Here is a 20,330-nt window from a genome sequence, read left to right on the forward strand (position 1 = left end):
TTGTGTGGTGATAACAATGGCTATGAAAAAAAAGGAAATAGAGATACTGAGTGTATTATGTTCTAGAGCGTTATCTATAAAAGACTTATCAACTAATTATTCAACAACTCCTAGGAATATAAGGTACATAATTAACAACTTAGATTATTACTTAAAAAAGGTATTAGGTATCAATATTTCAAGGGAAAATAGAAAACTATCCCTTAATCTAAGAGAGAGTGAATTGAAAGTCTTTTTAAATTATATATACTCAAATCTTTATGTGTTTGATTCTGATGAACGTATAGAGTTTATTTTGCTAAACTATCTATTCGTTAAGGGAACTACGCTGCGAGAGTTAGAAGAGAGACTCAATGTTACTCGAGCTACAATAAAAAAAGATATGCTATTATTTCAAGAAGTGATCAAGAAACATGATCTAACTCTAGAATATAAGAACATGAGATACTATGTAGGTGGTAACGAGAAAAAACTTAGGCATCTAAAGATGGAGAAAATTAGACAGTATTTTTTTCTAGCTAATAACAGAATAGCAATAAAGGATGACTACAAAAACTACTACTACTATAACAATGAATTTATTTTATCAACGATGAATCAAAACCAAGTGCAACTTATTAGCAGTAAAGTGAACGAAATAGAAGCAAGATTTAACTGTGTATTTAATGAGGAAATAAAAGAATTACTTGTAATTTACCTAATGGTCACCCTAGAAAGAATAAATGAAGGTAAGTATATTTGGAAAAAGAATAATTTTCATATACTAAAAAAAACCAGAGAGTTTTCAATTGTAGGTAACGTATTGAAGGGCATAATACCAAGTGATATGAAATATGAGATAGCTCATTTAACAGAATACTTTATTAGTGGTCAGGAAAATTTAGATGATGATATATCTAAAAGAAATATAGAGGATTTCACAAATAAGTTACTTCAAAATATAGAGAAGGAAGAAAAAGTGGAGTTATCGAAAAATAATGAGCTGCGTGATTCAATTGTTTCATACTTAATACCTGCTGTTTATAGACTGAAGAACAATTTTAGTCTGAACACTATAAAAGTATACAATCAGATATTCTTTATTGTGGAAAGCTTTTGTGTCAGCAAAGCAGATCTATTAAATGAAAGGCTAACTGACAATGAGGTAGCCTATATCTCAAATCTCATTGATGATGTGATTCAAAGAGAAAAATCCAAAAAAATTAGTTTGTCTAGATTATTACAAATCGTAGAATCAAATTGTTATGTGAAAAATAGGGATAAGCTAGTAAGTGATCTTTTGAAAGAGTACGAGGAAGCAATAAAAAATGATATTTGATGTTAATACCATAAATTATAAAGGAAATAGTACATTGCTTAAGTCAATGTGCTATTTTTTGTATATTTAAAATAGTTAAGTCTTGTTATAAGCCTTCTTTCGGATAGTCAGACTCATAACAAGATTAATAAAAGCAAGAACTAAACAAGGATGGAGGATAAACTGTATGCATACAGTTAAGATTTTGTACTTTAGCTAGTTTTAAGTAAGATAATAAACAATTATTATATAAGATATAATAGAATTAGGAGGATGAATATGAAAAAAAATAAACAGCAACTATTAGTAATTTATTCTTTATTTATAGCCCTTGTAGCAATAGTTACTACCTATATTGGATTTCCCATGGCTTTTGGCTACATAAATCTAGGAGACGCTGTTATTTTCTCTATTGCTTTAGTTTTTGGTCCTGTGGCAGGGCTTACAAGTGGTGCCATTGGCTCTGCTTTAGCAGATATTACCTTGGGATATGCAGTTTGGGCGCCCTTTACTTTCTTAATAAAAGGATTAGAAGGGTATTTAGTGGGCCTTGCTTCTATAGCTTTCTTAAAATACGGTTTTAAAAGCTATAAGGTTTTCCTTATGCTAGGGCTAGCAATACTAGTCCTTAACGTGGGGTACTTTTTTACCGCTGCATTTTTGTATGACTTTCCTGCGGCCATAGCGGACGCACCACTTAACATAGTTCAGGGAATTGTAGCCATAGCCTTAACCTTTCCCCTAGCACCAATCATTAAACGAGTATCATCTAATTTTAGATAATGATAAAAACAAAAAGCTCCCTAAAGAGTAGCAGATTTGGATCTGATACTCTTTAGGGAGCTTTTATTCATAAGACTTTACCCTAATGCTTTGTATAGTTCATCAACATCTGGTGGGTCTAAGGGCTTTCTTTCATCGCCCTTCAAAATGACCCTGCCTTCAGAAACTATCTTTCCAACCACAGTTACATCTATTCCACTATCTTTAAGGGTTGCTAACAACGTACTAAGCTTATCTTCTGAAATGGTCATTACCATGACACCACTGGAAATTAACCTATATGGATCCAAGGACAAAAACTCAGATATTTTTAATGTTTCAGCTTTAACTGGTATACTATCTAAATATACTTCCACACCTAAACCTGAAGCTTCTGCTAGTTCCCAGATAGCACCTAATATACCACCTTCAGTAACATCATGCATACTACTCACACCAATTTTCCAAGCTAAGACTCCTTCAGTTACAACACTTATATCATGGGAAAAGGACTGAGCGTTAAAAATCTCCTCAGAAGTGAGTATTGTTGTAAGTTTTTCTTCAAGCTCCTTTGCTATTATAGAGGCACCTTCTAAGCCAGCATGCTTAGTCATAATAACCACATCCCCCAACTGAGCACCTTTAGAAACAACCACTTGACCCTTTAACTGTCTACCTATTGCTGTTCCACTTATTATCATTTGATTGACCGCAGATGAGATTTCCGTATGCCCACCAATGATTTCAACATTAATAGACGCCGCTGCTTTATTCGCGTCTGCCATAACCTGTGCCAATTCCTCTTCAGTTGTTGATGGAGGTGCTAGAATTGTAAGCATTATCCCCAAAGGGTCAACTCCATTTGAAGCAATATCATTACACGAAATATGTACAGCTAAGCTACCTATATCCTTCGTTGTACCTGTTATTGGATCAGTGCTCAGCACACATACATACTCTCCAAAATCAATTACAGAACAATCCTCACCTATATTAGGTCTAACCAAAACTTCTGGCCTATGGTGGGTAATATTTGAATAAACTATTCTACGTAGTACATCACTGGGTATTTTGCCGATTTTCATGTGGACACCTCGCTTTTTTACATATGATAACATTATAACACAACCATATCTAAAAATTAGCATTTAGCATAACAAGCTTAAATAGACTTTTGACACTTAAATATTGCCTCTTGCTAAACATAAGACACAAAAGAACCTAAAAAAGAAAGGATTTCCATCAAAACTGTCGAATTATACATTATATTGCAGTTTTGAAGGAGGGAGAGTATGGAAAAGGGAAAACTAACCATTGCATTATTATTAATGCTTTTTATAACCTTAGTAACCATAGCATTTGGAAACCAAAGGTGGGTAGAAAACTCAAGAAAGTTAGCACAGGCAGAAGGATATACTGGAGCTATAGAAAATAGATTGCCAGAGACATCAGATATGGATGAAGATAAAGACTCTGAAGAAGAAGCCAATGAAGAACCTGGGGAAGAGGATGAATCAGAAGAACCCATTGACCAAGTAGATGTGGAAGACGAAACAAAAACTGTTGCGGAAAAATCAGGCATAAACCCCACATCTAAAACAATGTATACAACCCATGGGTTAAACGTAAGAAGTGATGCAACAACGGAAAGTGAAAGAATCGGATACTACAATGCTGACGAAAAAGTAACAGTAACTGGAGAAGTAAACAATGGATGGGTACAAATAGACTATAATGGACAAACAGGGTACGTCCTTGGAAGTTATTTAACTTCAACAGTACCAACTCAACCAACTCAACCAACTCAACCAACTCAACCAACTCAGCCAAGACAACCTACTCAACCTACTCAGCCAAGTGAACCAAGTGAACCCGACGAAACAACTGAGCCTGATGATGAAAATGGAGAAGGCTCAGATGATGAAAGCAATAACTAACAAACTCTTCTAATCAAGTCAAGCCTTTGAAAAACATAAAATTTTTGTTACATCAACAGCCCAGAACCCTCACGTATTAAATATACGTTGCGGGTCTGGGCTGTTGTGTCTTGAATCTGAAAGATTTTATTCTAGATTTAATTTTTTATGTAGCAAAGTTGTGGTAACAGTAAAGTATGCCGCCGCCGAAATCAATAAATATATGGCAATGGCCAAGAAAATGGTCGAAAAAGTTGAGGGAGGTGGCTCTGTCATGTTACCTAAGTTTTGGCGGAAAAATAAAGTACCAAAAGTAAAAATAGTAAAACCAGTCACAAATTGATTAAACATATATACTAAAGCATACATTGCAAATGATGCAATAAGTTTATTTTTTTGAAACAAGTGCCCCAAACTAATAGCAGTGTATATCATCAATATATTAACAATAATACCTATAATACTCATAACTGGAACCATAGAAACCCCAAAAGAACCAAACACTCCAGTTATCTCTTTAAGAGCAGCTAAAAATGATTCATTTCCCGCTGGCGCTCTGAAGATATCTCCTAGTTTTACTCCGGAAATTATAATAATTGAGGTGAAGGTTGTAACTATACTTACTACTGTCCAGAGAGTAGCAACTAACAGTTTACTAAAAACATGTTTCCATGTCTGGGTTGGTAATGTGAACATCAGATAACCTTCATCTCCAAGTAGGCTTTTGTAAAACCTTTGAATCATTATAATCAAAGTCATTGCCACAACACCAACTATAAGAGCGAAGTAAGCAAAAATTGTGATATAGCTTATTAGTAGCTGCAAACTAAAGGAACTAGAGGATTCAATAAGATAAAATGGTTTTAATAACCTGTTTATCACTGCAAACAAAATAAGTGTAACATATAGGGGAACAAAAAGCCTTGCTGTAGCCTTGATTTCCCACTTAAGAAGTCTTTTTAACATTTAAATACCTCCCTAAACAATAAATCTACAGATTTACCTGATTCTTCACGAATCTCATCTACCCCTTTTGAAAGGAATACCTGGCCATCCTTAAGAAAAACAATGTGATCTAAGATTTTCTCAATATCTGAAATCAAATGGGTGGATATAATAATAGTAGCATTTTCATTGTAGTTATTGATTATAGTATCTAAAATATAGTCCCTAGCAGCAGGGTCTACTCCTCCGATGGGCTCATCTAACAGATAAAGCTCAGCCTTGCGACTCATGACAAGAATTAATTGAACCTTTTCTTTAGTACCCTTAGACATTGTTTTTAATCTATCCTGAGGATTTATACTTAATCGCTGTAACATATCATAGGCTATATCTGCATCAAAATCCTCATAGAAATCTGTGAAGAAACTAACCAGTTCAGAAACCTTCATCCAATCATTTAGATAAGTTCTCTCGGGAAGGTATGAAACTATTTTTTTTGTACCAATACCTGGTTTCTGGCCGGAGATTAATATTTCACCCTCCGAAGGTGTTAGAAGTTCATTGCAAATCTTTATTAAAGTACTCTTTCCACTTCCGTTTGGCCCTAAAAGACCAACAATCTTACCCCTAGGTATTGCTAGACTTACATTTTTCAAGGCTTTTTTAGAGCCAAAACTCTTACTTAAGTTATTACATTCAAGGATATTACTCATAACATTATTCCCCCTCTTTTGACATGGTAGATAGAATCTCTAAAACCTCTTCGTGTTCAAAACCCAATTCCGACATTTTACTTAGAAAATGTTGAATGTGATCCTGGGCCATTTTGGTTTTAATTTTTTTCACCATACTCTTATCCTCCGTAACAAATCTACCGCTGGTGCGGTTGGAATATAACAGACCGTCCTCTTCAAGCTTTGCAAGTGCTCTTTGCATAGTATTGGGATTAACCGATGCTTCTTTTGCTAAATCTCTAACAGAAGGTAACTTTGACCCAAGGGGATAGCCCCCTGAGCAGATTTTTAGCTCAATTTGTTCAATCAGTTGAGTATATATAGGACGATCAGATTGAAGATCCCAAGTCATCTTATCACTCCTTTGTATTATTGTACTAAGCGCTTAATACAATAATACACAATCATTTCTAATTTGTCAAACTTTTATTGAGAAAATTTTAACATAATAAGAAAGAGCCATTTACAAAAAAAAAGCTTAATGTTGAAACTACCCCTAAGAGTTGTGCATAGAAATAAAGGAATACAATTCAAAATTAGACTAAAAGGGGAGAACAATATAAAAAAATCAACTAGGACTAACACTCCCAGCTGATTTTTATTTATAGTTTCATATTTTGTTTGTAAAGTCACTTAAATTTCTGTACTTTTCCTTTTCATAATCCTATATATCTCCAAGGCATTTCTTATAAGAACCTTTAATACTGCATAGGTTGGTATGGCAAGAAGAATACCCGCAAATCCAAATAGTGAGGCTGAAATAAGTATGACCATAATAATCGTTACAGGATGTGTTTGTATTCTTTTACCCATTATTTGGGGAGTGATAAGGTTTCCTTCTAGCTGTTGAACTATAATCATAACTATTAGGATTTTTATCATCATAACATAATTATATGATAAGCCTACTAAGATAGCAGGGATAATCCCAAGAATAGGACCTAAAAAAGGAATTATAGCAGTGATCATTGAAAAAAGAGCAAGAACCAAAGCATATTTCAGCCCAATTACCGTATATCCGAAATACATAAAGACACCTATGATAAGGCAAACAATTGCTTGCCCTGTAATATACGATGACAATGTATTATCAATATCCACTAGAATATCCCTAGCTTCATCCTTGTAATCTTTGGGGAAAAAGTTAATAATTTTTCTTGCAAAAATCTTATCATCCTTTAAGAAATAAAATAAGATAAAAGGAACTATAAGCAAAGCCGTCACTGTACTTGCCACTGTGCTTATTCCGGAGAAGACGCTTTCGCCTATGACAGGTAAACTTTTTTCAAAGAAATTGCTGGCCCTTTGTATAGCATCATCAGTTGCTAAGAAATCTAGATTGCCCGATTTAATAAGGTCTGTTATAGCCATTTCTGAAACATTTACAACCCTTGGTAGTTCCTCAATTAGAAATTGATTAAATTCATTAATTATAGTATTTCCTGCAAGAATCCCTATTAAAACAAGGAGCGCAATTGTTGTAAGAAAGCTTGCGAAAATAGCTACAAGTTTGGGGACACGCTTTTTCATTAGAAAATGAACCAGGGGACGAAGAAGATAATAAAACAACATTGTTATTATTAATGGAAGTGCCACAACCATAAGGGCATTAATCATAGGAGTAAAAATGAAATCCACTTGCCCTAATAGAAATATTATTAAGAGCACCAAAATAAAACCCGTTGAATATTTAAAAAAGCCACCTTTATACCACACACTCATACCCTCCACTTTATACCCTTTAAGAGGTATTTTATTAAACTGCCTCTTCGTTTCTTTCCCAACTTTTATTATTGCCTAACAAACTTAGTTTCAGTTTTTCAATTCTATTCTTTTTCAATTGGAGTATTTCGAATTGCAACTCACCCAATTCTAAAATATATCCTACATGGGGTAAGTAACCTAATTCACCAACAATAAATCCTCCCACTGTGTCAAATTTATCAGTATCAATTGAGATACCAATAAATTCATTGATCATATCAATCCTTACAGTTCCGTATACAATATATTCGTTTTCTTTCACTGCTAAAATTTCTTCATTGTCATCGTCATATTCATCTTCAATATCTCCAAAAACTTCTTCAACTAAGTCTTCAATAGTTACAATACCTGAAGTTCCACCATATTCATCTAAAACTATGGCCATTCTACTTTTCTTACTTCTCATTTCTTCAAAAAGATCCCTAGCTAATTTAAACTCATAGGTAAAATGAGGAGTTTTCATAGAGTCACTTACTAAAAAACTTGATGGGTCATCTACATATAATAAATCTTTTATATTTAAAATCCCAATAATATTATCAGAATTTCCTTCATATACAGGCAATCTTGAAAATTGCTCACGTTTAAAAAGCTCTAAAACTTCATTATAAGTTGAACTGTGACTAATAAAACAAACTTCAGTCCTTGGAATCATGACATCTTTAATATGAACATCTGAAAAATCAAAAACATTCTGTATCATTTGATGTTCTTCTACTTCTAAAATGCCCTCTTCATGGCTGACATTTATCATTGTTTTTAATTCTTTTTCAGTAATCAATGTTCTATTTTCGTCAGGATTTGCCCCCAAAAGGCGAATCAAAAAATCTGTAAGAAAATTGATAGATTTTGTAATAGGGCTTAATAGATACATAGATATATTGATAGTCTTAGAAACCCTTAAAGCTACTTTTTCAGAGTTTTGTGAAGCAAAAGTTTTAGGGGTAATTTCGCCAAATATTAAAACTAAAATAGTCATAACTACTGTGGATATAGTAACACCCTTATCACCATAATAATGAATCGCTAACGAAGTAGCTATTGAAGATGCTGCTATATTAACAATATTATTACCAACTAATATGGTCCCAAGGAGCTTATTAGGGTTTTCTGTTATTTTTTGTAACAACTTAGCTCCTTTAACTTTTTCCTCTACTAAGTTTATAATTCTGATTTTACTCAACGCCATTAATGACGTCTCAGATGAAGAATATAGAGCAGAAAGCATCAACAAAGCCATTAGCAATACAAATTGCCATATACTATCAGGGTCCAATAATCTCACTCTCCTTTTTATGAATATTTTATCACACTTTACCAAAATAGTGGAGATTTATTTAACCACGTGGTCCCGGGTCAGGCAGAGTAATTCACTTTCTGCCCACTGTGAAGAATTAGCATCATTTGGGATGCAAAGTGAATAAGGTCATATATCTCAAATGTATCTTTACCAATATCGCCATAAAGAGTTTGGGTAGATGTAAAACCACTTTTAACAATGCAAAAAAATCTCCCTTGACTAATCGTCAAGGGAGATTTTTTTAATAGCAGAAACTCTAAAAGTCATAAGTAAGCTTTTTCCCATACACACTTTCCCACTCAATGCTAAATTTTTCTACACTTGCCCCTGTAAGAGGATGGTTTACTAGAGTCTCAACTAAATCAAGGGGAGCGGTAATTGTGTGGGCGCCTGCTAAGCATGCTTTGTGGATTTGCTCAGTGTTTTTAAAACTTGCCCCAAGCACCTTTATATCTAGATTATGAGTTGAAATAATTCTAGATATATCTTCAACTACCTTGACTCCATCACCTATTATGTTATCAATTCTGTTGATATATGGTGCTGCATAACTAGCACCAGCCCTAGCTGCCATCACTACCTGTTGTGGTGTAAAAATAGCTGTAGCAGTTGTAGCAACACCCATGCTTTTGAGTACCTTCATTGCCTTGATTCCCTCTGGAATTACAGGTATTTTCACATAAAAATTATCACCCATCAGCTGATTCAAATATACTCCCTCTCTAACAATATCGTCAGCCTTCAACCCCACTGTCTGGACATGAAGCATCCTGCCGGAACCAATAGTATCTTTTATATCACATATTCGACTTAGAAAATTGGTGTTCTCCCTAGCAATAATAGAAGGATTTGTTGTTACTCCCTCTATAGGGTACAAATCTATCCCTTTCTTAATATCTTCTAGATTTGCTGTATCTAGTAATAAAAGCATAATATACCTCCTTCAACTGAGCTATTTATTAATTTTATATTGACCAAGTCTGGATTTATTCCCATTTGGTCAAATAAATTATAACCATTAGTTCAAAATTTCCCCGTTGAATAGGAAGCTAAATGTAAACTGAGATGGAATAATCCTTTTAGTTCCCAATATAATTTAGTAAAACACAAATGTAATATAGATTAATAGTTCAATTTTTCAATTAAAGAAGCAGAAAAGGGTGAAAAAATGGAACTAAATGAAAGGTGTTTAGGGATACTCCAATATCTGAAGAAAAATAGAGACTACACCAAAGTATCTGATCTGGCACAGGCATTTAATGTTACCGCTAGGTCTATTAGGAATGATATTGATAAGCTTGAAACCTTTATGAGACAAAATGGATATGGACCATTTGAAAAACAGCACAACAAGGGGATAAGGCTTAAAGAAAATGATGGGATAAAAAAATTCATTGATCAGGTTATATGTAATGACACTCCATTCAAATACTTTTATTCAAAAGAAGAAAGACCTAAGTTCATGATAACTAAACTCATACAAGCTACAGAACCTATAAACATCAGTTACTTTGAACAAAAGCTAAGTATTTCAAGAAATACTGTGTTAAAAGAGCTAAATAGTATTGAAAAATGGCTTGAAAATAGAAGTTTGAAATTGATAAGAAAGCCTAAGGTTGGACTATACGTAGAAGGTGCTGAAATAGATAAACGGAAGGTCATAATAGAAGTTACCTCCGAAACAATATCCACCGAAGAGATATTTAGCTATGTTAACAACAAGGTAGCGCAAAGTAAACTCAATAATTTACAGTTTGATATCCTCTTTTCAGAAGTTGACATAGATTTCTTAAATAACTTACTTATCTTTGCAGAAAAAGAACTACTAAGAGAATTCAGTGATGAAGCATACAGTAACTTGCTCACACATCTATCAATCATGATTAAAAGGATACAGCTAAATAAAAAATTGTACCTACCTGATAACATATTTAGAACAGATGAAAACAGCAAAGATTTTGAAGTCGCGAAAAAAATGGTAAAAGAGATAGAAAAGAAATTTTCCATAAAAGTACCTAAGGAAGAAATTCAATACATAGCCCTTCACCTTCTAGGTGCTAAAACATTTAAATCTTCAGAAGTGAGACAAGAAGATGGATTAAGCGATGTTGCGTATAAGATGACTGAAGAAATCGAGAAGATCTATGGTATTACCTTTAAAGAAAAAAGGACTGTTCTAGAAGGATTACTTGTCCATCTAAGACCCGCTATTTACAGGGTGAAATTTGGACTTAAACTATACAACCCTCTCTTTGAGCAAATAGTGACTAAGTACAAAGACCTATTTTTAAATACAAAATTAGTTTGTAAACACCTTGAAGAGTACATCAACTCCGAAATAAGTGAACATGAAATATCGTATATAACCCTTCATTTTGGTGCCGCCCTTGAAAATCATAAGGAACGCAAAGCAAACCCTGCTAGAATTATTTTAGTATGTGGTACAGGGATAGGTACTGCTAAAATTCTAGGAACACAACTAAAAAGGGAATTTGAGGTTGAAATTGTAGGCTATGTCTCAAGCCGGGCAGCAAAAACATTAGCAAAAAGAGATTACGACCTTATTGTAAGCACCATTGATATACCTGATTTATCTGAAAATGAGTATATAAAGATAAGTACATTGCTCACCAGAAGGGATATAGAAAAACTTAGTCAACACATCAGAGCGAGATATACGAGAAAAGACGAAGAAATAACCCTTGAAAAGCTACTGCATGTCATCGAAAGAAACTGCGCTATCTTAGATAGACAACAATTAGAAGTAGAACTTTTATACACCATAAAAGGCAATGGATTCAAAACCTATGAAGAAAGGAAGAGTAAAATGCTTGGAGACCTATTGACTAAAGATACCATCAAACTAAATAAAGAATTTACAGATTGGAAAGAGGCTATCTTAGCTGCAGCTCAGTTACTCCTAGACAAAGATATGATAAAAGAAAGTTATGTAAAGGCCATCTTTGATAACTTTCAACAGCTAGGGCCATATATGGTTGTTGCCCCTGGCATAGTTTTAGCCCATGCAAGACCTGAAGATGGTGTCAGTAAAGTATGCATGAGTCTTTTGACTTTGAAAGAGCCCATCAAATTCGGAAGTGAAACCAATGATCCAGTAAAGCTTGTGATAGTCTTTGGAGCAGAGGATGACAAAGGGCATCTAAAAGCTTTATCACAACTTATGGATTTGTTATTAAACCATAAAGACCTTTCAGATGTAATCAACGCCAAAAAAACTGAAGATGTTATATCAATAGTGCAAAGCTACTCTCAAAAGTAAAAAAAAGAGGAGGTGGAAAAATGAAGATTTTGGTGGCGTGTGGTAGTGGGTTAGGAAGCAGCTTCATGATGGAAATGAATGTAGTTAAAGTTTTAAAAGAGTTAGGGGTAGAAAACTTTGAGGTGGATCACTGTGATCTTTCTTCAGCAGCTACAATCAAAGCAGATATTTATATAGGAACAAGGGATATAGCAAGTAATTTAACTTCATTAGGTGATACCATTTCCCTGAACAGTATGATCGACTTAAATGAACTACGGGAGAAATTAGAAGGGATGCTGAAACAAAAAGGATTACTATAAAAGGAGGAATGAAAAATGTTAAAGCTGATTCTCGACATCCTTAGTGTACCTGCAATATTAGTTGGTCTTATAGCTTTATTAGGACTTGTAATGCAGAAAAAATCTACATCAGATATTTTGAAAGGAACCATCAAGACCATTCTTGGTTTCTTAGTACTTGGTGGAGGGGCTGGAATAGCAGTAGGAGCCCTAGAAAACTTCGGACTTATGTTCCAACAGGCATTCAATGTTCAAGGAGTCGTTCCACATAATGAGGCAGTTGTTGCATTAGCCCTTGAAACATACGGTACAACAACGGCATATATAATGGCATTTGGTATGCTTGCAAACATACTAATTGCAAAATTTACTAGGCTTAAATATATCTTCCTAACAGGGCACCATACCCTTTATATGGCATGTCTAATAGCAGTTATTTTAATGGTATCAGGATTAGAAGGCTTTGTACTTATCTTAATAGGTGCATTAGTACTAGGTTTGACAATGGCATTTTTCCCAGCTATAGCCCAACCTACCATGAGAAGAATAACTGGAACTGATGATGTGGCATTTGGTCACTTCGGTACAGCAGGTTATGTGCTTTCTGCTTGGGTTGGAAAATTAGTAGGTAAGGGCTCTAGATCTACAGAAGAAATGAATTTCCCTAAAGGTCTTGGCTTCCTAAGGGACAGCACAGTGGCAGTTGCAATAGTTATGGGTATATTTTACATCATAGTAGCAGTAGGTAGTGGGGCTGCATTTGTTAGTGATTTAAGTGGGGGACAAAATCATATTATTTTTGCCATAATCCAAGCAATCACTTTTGCTGGTGGAGTTTATGTAATACTACAAGGTGTACGCTTAATCCTAGCCGAAATAGTCCCAGCATTTAAAGGAATATCTGAGAGATTAGTTCCAGATGCAAAACCTGCCCTTGACTGCCCAGTAGTATTTCCATATGCTCCAAATGCAGTACTAATAGGATTTTTATCTAGTTTCGTAGCAGGTATCGTTGGTATGTTCATATTGATTAGCCTAGATGCCACAGTTATCCTCCCAGGGGTAGTGCCACATTTTTTCTGTGGGGCAACTGCCGGGGTATTCGGTAACGCAACAGGTGGTAGACGTGGTGCGGTTATAGGAGCATTTGCTCAAGGCCTCTTAATAACATTCCTACCAGTATTACTAATGCCAGTACTTGGTGATTTAGGATTTGCCAACACAACTTTTAGTGACGCTGACTTCGGTATAGTGGGAATTTTACTTGGTAACCTAGCAAAACTGTTTATGAACTAATTATACAAAGGACCGTATGAGGGGTAAAAAAAAATACAGCCCCTTATACGGTCTCTTTATTCTCTATAAACAATATCATTGATCAAATGACTTATCAAATGAGGTGGTTACATGAGAAAAAGTAAGCTAATAACCTTAAAAAAACTAGCTATACAAGCTAGAAAAGACTGTATGGAAACACAAATAACAGTGGGCTCAGGACACCTAGGTGGGTCTTTCTCAGCATTAGAGATGATGATATATCTATACTTCGAGGAAATGAATATAGACCCCAAAAAACCTTGGAAGAATGATAGAGATATATTCATACTAAGTAAAGGCCATGCATCCTTAGGTTATTACTGTGTTTTAGCGCAAAGGGGGTACATTCCAAAGGAAGAACTAAAGACATATAGAAAAGTAAACTCAAGACTTCAAGGTCATACCCACGCTGATGTATTACCTGGGGTAGAATGTAGCACAGGTTCATTAGGGCAAGGACTGTCCTTTGCACTGGGAATGGCCCTAGGATATAAAAGAAAGGACATGAGCAATAGAGTATTCGTCATAGTCGGAGATGGAGAGATGCAAGAAGGACAAAACTGGGAAGCTTTAATGATGCAAGGGCGGTTAAAATTAGACAATTTGATACCTATAATTGACTACAACAGGTTACAACTAGATGACTGCATAGATGAGGTGCTGGGCGCATTTAAATTAAAACAGAAACTAGAAGCCTTTGATCAAAATGTTATAGAAATAGACGGTCATGACTTTGAAGATATAAAAAGGGCTTTTGATAATATAAAAGTAGGTAGAGCAAATATAATCCTTGCTAATACTGTGAAGGGGAAAGGGATATCATTTATGGAAAATAGTGTTCCCTGGCATGCACAAAAATTGACCCAAGAAGAATACAAAGGGGCATTAGAAGAGCTTGAAAAAATGGAGGTGACCCTAAATGACTAAAATAATTGCACCTAGGGATGCCTATGGGGAAATACTAGCTGACCTAGGACAAAACAAAGATATCTTTGTCCTTAATGGGGATGTGGCTACAGCTACAAAAACCATCCATTTTTCTAAGAAATATCCTGAAAGATATTTAAATACAGGTATAGCTGAGCAAAACATGATTGGAATGGCAGCTGGCTTAGCACGAAGTGGCTTTGTACCAGTAGTTAGTACATTTGCATGTTTTGCACCAGGGAGGGTTTATGACCAGATTAGGCAGGTAGTAGCTTACTCAAACTCAAATGTCAAAATAATGTCTACACACCCAGGATTAGCTATAGGGGCAGATGGGGCAATACATCAGTGTTTAGATGATATATCACTAATGAGAGAGCTGCCAAATATGGTGGTGCTAGCCCCATCGGATCAAGTGGAAACAAAAAAGGCAGTGGCTATAGCATTAGAACACAAAGGGCCTGTGTATGTCAGAATAGGAAGAAAGGAATGCCCATTGCTTTTTGATGAAAACATTGAGTTTAGGATTGGTAAAGGCTATACAATAAAAGATGGTCATGATATCACACTTATGGCCCACGGGTCCATGGTTGGAGTGGTATACGAAGGGGCAAAAGCACTACAAAAAGAAGGTATAGAAGCTAGGGTCATAAATATGTCATCAATTAAACCCATAGATGTGGAACTGATTATAAAGGCAGCAAAAGAAACTGCAGGGATAGTAACAGCTGAAGACCATTTCTTATACGGAGGTTTGTATAGTGCAGTTTGTGAAATTACTAGCCAGCAATCCCCTTGCAAAGTAAAAGGAATAGCAGTTAACGACACATTTGGAGAATCAGGTTCACCCCAAGACCTCTATGAAAAATACGGATTAACCAAGGAGAATGTGATGAACAAGGCAAAGGAAATACTGGAATACTAGCATAGGATCCTGGTCAGGCTGCGAGAAGAGCCTTGTTGACAAAACAACAATCCTTGATCAACCAGATGCCAAAGCCAAATATTAGAAAAATATCATAATTAAAACATAAAAAAACTAGCACTGTTGTGCTAGTTTTTTTACGAACAAGAGGAAGGCTAAATCCATCAAGCCTTACCGGGTCTCCAACGCTTAAGTGTTGGAAGTTGTTCTTCCAACATTTTTCTGGCCTTTTCAGCAGAAATTCCTTCCTTAACCATGAAAGGGATGCAGGTCTCAATCATCTCTTCCATTGTTTCGTCCACCTTATTAAATCTGCCGTTCACGTAGCAGTACTTACAATAATCTTCACTTTTACTGCCATCTGCATTTAGCCCATACATTTCATCTGTTTGCCCCATTGGCATTCCACAACTTTGACAAAATTTCATACTTTCCATTTTTCCACCCTCCAAAATAAGATCATATTTAGCACAATTGCTATGATCTTATTCTACTATTCCTAATATGACAACTGTTTGTCATATTAGGAATAATTTTCTAAGCTTTTTTTCATTCGATCTACAAGTATATCTTTGATATGTGGTGGCTCTAAAACCTTGGCATAATTTCCAAACGATAGAAGATAGCCGTAAACCCATTCGTCTTCTACAAAGTTCATAGTTACAGTGTATGTATCATCATCATTTTTAACAATATCCTTTTCATCAAACTCATCATAAACTCGGTAGGATTGGGAGCTATCTACTTTAATAACTATTTTCGTTGACTGAATAGTAACTTCTTTAGAAGCAGAGATATTGGGAAAATCCTTTTTTTCAAAATGTTCATTAGTTCCCTCTATGTTCTGGATTCTATTCAATTTAAATACACGGAAATCATCCTTGTTGAGACAGAATGCTTTAAGGTACCATGTCTTGTCTTTGAACCATAAAGTAATGGGTTCAACTGTTCGCCTGCTTGAATCTCCATTTTTGTTATAATAGTTAAAATGTAGTAATGTTCTATTTACAGTAGCTTGTTTGATGGTTTCAAACACTGTTTTCTTAGTGTCACTCCAATCAGAATAATCAACTTCAATCCAGTTCAATGAGTCGATACCAAAAACGGTACTAAGTTTTGACAAAGTGTTGTTTGTAGATGAAGCATTTACTGCATTTAGACTTTGAAGTGCTGACAAAATATCATTTTTCTCACTGTCCGATAGAATTGTTTTATTTAGGACAAACTCAGGCAATAGACTAATACCTCCACCATTGCCACGAGACATGTAAATAGGTAAACCCGTAGCTGATAACGTCTCCACATCTCTATAGATAGTCCTAATGGATACCTCGAATTTTTCAGAAAGCTCTTTAGCAGTCACGTTTTTCCGGTTTAGCAGTATGTAAATGGTTTCAAACAAACGATTAAGTTGCATATAATCACCCCACTTTATTATATCTGAATTATCAATCCATGATAAGAGCCCAAATAACTGTAGACAAGGCTTTAGCCTTGGGAACCACAAAACCATCCCACAACCCTCTCAAAAAATTCCGTGAAAGGGTCAATGCATTAACTAATAATTGTACTAACTTACGTAAAAAATAAGGTGACTTTTCAAACCATATCAAATGATAGGAGAACTAATATGACTAAACTTAACAAAATAAATAATCCCATACTTTTCCAGGGAAATATAAATAACAATCACTATTTCGAAGGTTGGTATTATAAACAAGTAAGCGCTAATACCAACAAAATAATCTCCTTCATTCCTGGAATTAGCTTAAACCCGTCAGACTCCCATAGCTTTATCCAGGTCATCGTATCGCCACCAGTTAAAACCTATTACTTCAGATACCCAATTGAAGCATTTAATGCATCTGACCAACCCTTTGAAATAAATTGGGAGAAGTTCATTTACTGAAAGAGAAGCGAAAATTAACCTTGTAAACGAAAATATATTAATTGAGGGACATCTTACATACGGCAATTTTTCTAAAATAAACACTTCTATTATAAATCCAAATATAATGGGGTGTTTTGCGTACATTCCTAAGATGGAGTGCAACCATGGTGTAATAAGCATGGATCATTCAGTAAATGGTCGCTTAAAATATGGAAATACTCACTTAGAGTTCTTAAACGATCGCGGCTATATAGAAAAAGACTGGGGATCCTCATTCCCAGAACAATACATCTGGATTCAAGCAAATAACTTTGAAAAACAAGGTGATAGCTTTATGTGTAGCATCGCAAAAATCCCCATGTTAGGGGTGAAATTTAACGGTCTAATAGCTAACCTTCATCATAATGGAAAAGAATACCGCTTTGCCACATACAATAACTCAAAAATATTAGAAATATCCCATAACAAAGATGGTGTATCACTAAAATTAAGCAAAAAGGATATAAAACTCTTCATCCATGCAATTTTTGACACAAAAGGAAGCCTTAAAGCACCTACTAAAGGGACAATGTCTAACACTATAAAAGAAGGCCTAGGTGGTAAAATAAGTCTTACACTTACCCAAAAGGGAAAAACAATGGCCGAAATCACTAGTCCATATGCAGGCATAGAAATAGTAGGCTACGGTACAGAAGTTACAGATAGAAAACTTAAAATATAAAGCAGGAAATATATATTATAAAAGTGAATAACTATAATAACAACTAATTAAGATAAGAGGTGATACCCATTGTCTAATTTAAAAGTAGCTTCATCAGCCAAGGTCATAGGACAAGCCCTCTTTGGAAAAGGTGTCTATATAGCCCAAGGGGCAGTTGTGAGATCAGAAAATAATAGTGTTCAATTAGGCAACCATAGCTGGGTGCTAGAAAATAGCACTATAATCGGGACACAAGACAACCCTGTGATAGTAGGTAGTAAAACAGTGTTCGGCCACAAATGCGTAGCTATAGGTGCTCAAATCGGTGACTTGTGTGAAATAGGAAACGGAACAATTTTTATGCCTGGCTGCAAAGTAGGAGATATGTGTATAACAGGTGAAAGCACCATCATACCCTCGGATATGATAATCCCCGATGAATCGGTGGTAGTGGGGAGGCCTGCCCGGATTATTCGAAAACTAACTGAACAGGACAAAGAAAGAATAAAAACCTTAAGGGGCAACAATATCACAATAATGCCTTTTGAAGAGGGAATTCTTGATATAAAGAGACAGGACGGTGACAAAATGAGTAAACTCCATGAAGTAAATGGGAAATTCCCAAATATAAGCAGCAGTACAAAAGTTCACCACTCAGCAGAGATTAACGGCGATGTTATAATAGGAGATGATTGCGTTATAGGTCCTGGAGTAAAAATTATAGGAGATACCCATGGACCAGTAAGGATAGGAAACAATGTACAGATATTAGAAAACTGTGTACTGCACCTCTTGCCAGATAACGAACTGATAATAGAAGACAACGTAATCATAGGTCCAAGCTCAATAATTCATGGCACAGTAATAGGACATGGGACCATTATAGAATCAGGAGTAAATATCAGTGACTATAGTAAGATAGGCATAAATTGTATGGTAAAAGCTGGGAGTTTAGTAAAACAAAGAAGTGAATTCCCAGACAATAGTATTATCGAAGGATTTCCAGCAAAAAAGCTAGGAACACTCGAAACCAAGCAAACTACTCCCCCTTGGGTTTATAAATGAAATGATTATATTTTTGCACGGGATATTTAAATTTTAAGAGGGCGGTGGGCTATGAGAAAAAGCTTTAATCACCTAGATGCCACGATAGCAGTTAATTAAAAGTAAAGCATAATAAAAAACTAGCATTTTCAAAAGATGCTAGTTTTTCTGCTAGAAACTAAATTCCTCAAGCCTGACCCGGGTCTTTCCGGGCTTTCAAAACACATGACATTAATCACTACTAGACAAAATAGCTAAAGCTTATAATAAACATAACAACAGATCAATTATGGAGGTGCTCTTATGATAGCAAATTTAGAAAATGTGATTAAGCGTTATAAAAATAAAGTAGTACTAGACAATGTGTCATTTGAAATTCACAAAGGGGAAATTATAGGTTTACTAGGGCCAAATGGAGCAGGGAAAACAACAGCAATCAGGGCTTTAGCTGGGTTAATTGACATTGAATCAGGGGACATAAAGCTTATGGGTAAAAAACAAAGCATTAACAACCTCAAGCTTAAAGCCAATATAGGGTTAGTAACCCAAGAAGTTACTGTTTTTGAGGAACTTACAGCTGCAGAAAACCTAAGATTCTTTGGAGGACTGTATGGCTTAAAGGGTGCAGAGTTAAACAAAAGGGTAGAAGAAGCATTGGAGTTTGTGGGTTTGACTGAACGTGCAAAGCAATACCCCAAAACATTTTCAGGTGGAATGTCCAGAAGACTAAACATAGCTTGTGCATTAGTCCATCAACCTGAATTCATTATCATGGACGAGCCAACTGTGGGTATTGACCCACAATCCCGTAACTATATACTAGAATCTGTAAAACGTCTGGCAGCTAAGGGTACCACAGTACTTTACACATCCCACTACATGGAAGAAGTACAAGCAATATCCACAAGAATACTCATCATGGACCAGGGGCATATAATCGCACAAGGGACCCTAGAGGAGCTAATCAAAAGAATACAACATGAAGAAAAGATAAAAATTACAGTGGAATTTGCATCTGAAGAATTAACGGATGAACTAAAAGCCATCCAAGGGGTAAAAAATATCGTTCAGACTGGCTCTGAATATGTGATAATTTCTAGCGCAGGATCAGGCAATCTAAATAGGGTACTATCAGTTGCTCAAAAACACGGGGGAGTATCTAATGTTTCTGCAGATAAACCAACCCTTGAAGATGTATTCCTGACGCTCACAGGGAAAAAACTACGTGACGGTGAGGAGGTATAGCA

Annotated in this window: 21 protein-coding genes; 12 read left to right on the forward strand and 9 right to left on the reverse strand. The window is 35.3% G+C overall.

All coding sequences use genetic code 11. From position 1 onward, the window contains the following. The first annotated feature begins 16 nt into the window (after positions 1 to 16). Both HYG86_RS14140 and HYG86_RS14145 read left to right on the forward strand, forming a co-directional pair. Positions 17 to 1,318, forward strand: a complete 1,302-nt coding sequence (locus HYG86_RS14140) for a BglG family transcription antiterminator (RefSeq protein ID WP_213166230.1) — start codon at positions 17 to 19, stop codon at positions 1,316 to 1,318. A 258-nt stretch (positions 1,319 to 1,576) separates the two neighbouring features. Continuing rightward, positions 1,577 to 2,080 carry an ECF transporter S component gene (locus HYG86_RS14145; RefSeq protein WP_213166231.1) on the forward strand — a complete coding sequence of 168 codons (504 nt, stop codon included), beginning with the start codon at positions 1,577 to 1,579 and terminating at the stop codon, positions 2,078 to 2,080. Between the two features lie 77 nt (positions 2,081 to 2,157). Here HYG86_RS14145 and HYG86_RS14150 read toward each other — a convergent pair whose 3' ends face one another. Beyond that, positions 2,158 to 3,144 (reverse strand): AIR synthase family protein, encoded by a 987-nt coding sequence (locus tag HYG86_RS14150; protein ID WP_213166232.1) that lies wholly within the window; start codon positions 3,142 to 3,144, stop codon positions 2,158 to 2,160. Positions 3,145 to 3,351: 207 nt separating this feature from the next. Between HYG86_RS14150 and HYG86_RS14155 the strand changes: the two genes are divergently transcribed. After that, a complete protein-coding gene (locus HYG86_RS14155) occupies positions 3,352 to 3,996 on the forward strand; it encodes an SH3 domain-containing protein (protein WP_213166233.1) in 645 nt (214 codons plus the stop codon). A 126-nt stretch (positions 3,997 to 4,122) separates the two neighbouring features. Here HYG86_RS14155 and HYG86_RS14160 read toward each other — a convergent pair whose 3' ends face one another. The 6 genes from HYG86_RS14160 to HYG86_RS14185 form a co-directional block, all read right to left on the reverse strand. Continuing rightward, positions 4,123 to 4,941 carry an ABC transporter permease gene (locus HYG86_RS14160; RefSeq protein WP_213166234.1) on the reverse strand — a complete coding sequence of 273 codons (819 nt, stop codon included), beginning with the start codon at positions 4,939 to 4,941 and terminating at the stop codon, positions 4,123 to 4,125. After that, positions 4,935 to 5,633: an ABC transporter ATP-binding protein gene (locus HYG86_RS14165; RefSeq protein ID WP_213166235.1), complete on the reverse strand. Its 699-nt coding sequence runs from the start codon at positions 5,631 to 5,633 to the stop codon at positions 4,935 to 4,937. Before HYG86_RS14165 ends, HYG86_RS14160 begins: the two co-directional genes overlap by 7 nt. 4 nt (positions 5,634 to 5,637) lie before the next feature. After that, entirely contained in the window at positions 5,638 to 6,006 is a 369-nt protein-coding gene (locus tag HYG86_RS14170; RefSeq protein WP_213166236.1) for a GntR family transcriptional regulator, read from the reverse strand. A 281-nt stretch (positions 6,007 to 6,287) separates the two neighbouring features. After that, positions 6,288 to 7,370 carry an AI-2E family transporter gene (locus tag HYG86_RS14175; RefSeq protein ID WP_213166237.1) on the reverse strand — a complete coding sequence of 361 codons (1,083 nt, stop codon included), beginning with the start codon at positions 7,368 to 7,370 and terminating at the stop codon, positions 6,288 to 6,290. A gap of 40 nt (positions 7,371 to 7,410) precedes the next feature. Next, positions 7,411 to 8,703 carry an HlyC/CorC family transporter gene (locus HYG86_RS14180; RefSeq protein ID WP_343064120.1) on the reverse strand — a complete coding sequence of 431 codons (1,293 nt, stop codon included), beginning with the start codon at positions 8,701 to 8,703 and terminating at the stop codon, positions 7,411 to 7,413. Positions 8,704 to 8,974: 271 nt separating this feature from the next. Beyond that, positions 8,975 to 9,649 carry a transaldolase family protein gene (locus tag HYG86_RS14185; protein ID WP_213166239.1) on the reverse strand — a complete coding sequence of 225 codons (675 nt, stop codon included), beginning with the start codon at positions 9,647 to 9,649 and terminating at the stop codon, positions 8,975 to 8,977. Between the two features lie 237 nt (positions 9,650 to 9,886). On the opposite strand from HYG86_RS14185, the gene HYG86_RS14190 reads away from it, so the two are divergent. The 5 genes from HYG86_RS14190 to HYG86_RS14210 all read left to right on the forward strand — a co-directional run bounded on the left by HYG86_RS14190 (position 9,887) and on the right by HYG86_RS14210 (position 15,448). Further along, complete coding sequence (locus HYG86_RS14190; protein WP_213166240.1) at positions 9,887 to 11,998, forward strand: BglG family transcription antiterminator; 2,112 nt, start codon at positions 9,887 to 9,889, stop codon at positions 11,996 to 11,998. A gap of 20 nt (positions 11,999 to 12,018) precedes the next feature. Continuing rightward, positions 12,019 to 12,300: a PTS sugar transporter subunit IIB gene (locus tag HYG86_RS14195; protein WP_213166241.1), complete on the forward strand. Its 282-nt coding sequence runs from the start codon at positions 12,019 to 12,021 to the stop codon at positions 12,298 to 12,300. Positions 12,301 to 12,315: 15 nt separating this feature from the next. Continuing rightward, the gene (gene ulaA, locus HYG86_RS14200) at positions 12,316 to 13,575 is read left to right on the forward strand and encodes a PTS ascorbate transporter subunit IIC (protein ID WP_213166242.1); all 1,260 of its coding nucleotides are present in this window, start codon (positions 12,316 to 12,318) and stop codon (positions 13,573 to 13,575) included. A gap of 111 nt (positions 13,576 to 13,686) precedes the next feature. Then, positions 13,687 to 14,523 (forward strand): transketolase, encoded by an 837-nt coding sequence (locus HYG86_RS14205; RefSeq protein WP_213166243.1) that lies wholly within the window; start codon positions 13,687 to 13,689, stop codon positions 14,521 to 14,523. After that, on the forward strand, positions 14,516 to 15,448 hold the full coding sequence (locus tag HYG86_RS14210; RefSeq protein ID WP_213166244.1) for a transketolase family protein: 933 nt from the start codon (positions 14,516 to 14,518) through the stop codon (positions 15,446 to 15,448). Before HYG86_RS14205 ends, HYG86_RS14210 begins: the two co-directional genes overlap by 8 nt. A 164-nt stretch (positions 15,449 to 15,612) precedes the next feature. Here the strand turns inward: HYG86_RS14210 and HYG86_RS14215 are convergent, their stop codons facing one another. Both HYG86_RS14215 and HYG86_RS14220 read right to left on the reverse strand, forming a co-directional pair. Then, complete coding sequence (locus HYG86_RS14215; RefSeq protein ID WP_425489224.1) at positions 15,613 to 15,876, reverse strand: zinc ribbon domain-containing protein; 264 nt, start codon at positions 15,874 to 15,876, stop codon at positions 15,613 to 15,615. 95 nt (positions 15,877 to 15,971) lie between these two features. Next, complete coding sequence (locus tag HYG86_RS14220) at positions 15,972 to 16,865, reverse strand: helix-turn-helix transcriptional regulator (protein WP_213166246.1); 894 nt, start codon at positions 16,863 to 16,865, stop codon at positions 15,972 to 15,974. A gap of 213 nt (positions 16,866 to 17,078) precedes the next feature. On the opposite strand from HYG86_RS14220, the gene HYG86_RS14225 reads away from it, so the two are divergent. From HYG86_RS14225 to HYG86_RS14240, 4 genes are all read left to right on the forward strand, one after another. Then, positions 17,079 to 17,357, forward strand: a complete 279-nt coding sequence (locus HYG86_RS14225; RefSeq protein ID WP_213166247.1) for a hypothetical protein — start codon at positions 17,079 to 17,081, stop codon at positions 17,355 to 17,357. Between the two features lie 160 nt (positions 17,358 to 17,517). Continuing rightward, positions 17,518 to 18,060 (forward strand): tocopherol cyclase family protein, encoded by a 543-nt coding sequence (locus HYG86_RS14230; RefSeq protein ID WP_425489225.1) that lies wholly within the window; start codon positions 17,518 to 17,520, stop codon positions 18,058 to 18,060. 69 nt (positions 18,061 to 18,129) lie between these two features. Then, the gene (locus HYG86_RS14235) at positions 18,130 to 19,104 is read left to right on the forward strand and encodes a DapH/DapD/GlmU-related protein (protein WP_213166248.1); all 975 of its coding nucleotides are present in this window, start codon (positions 18,130 to 18,132) and stop codon (positions 19,102 to 19,104) included. A gap of 282 nt (positions 19,105 to 19,386) precedes the next feature. After that, the gene (locus HYG86_RS14240) at positions 19,387 to 20,328 is read left to right on the forward strand and encodes an ABC transporter ATP-binding protein (protein ID WP_213166249.1); all 942 of its coding nucleotides are present in this window, start codon (positions 19,387 to 19,389) and stop codon (positions 20,326 to 20,328) included. Positions 20,329 to 20,330 lie beyond the last annotated feature (2 nt).

Source organism: Alkalicella caledoniensis, from assembly GCF_014467015.1.
Taxonomy (GTDB): Bacteria; Bacillota; Proteinivoracia; order Proteinivoracales; family Proteinivoracaceae; genus Alkalicella; species Alkalicella caledoniensis.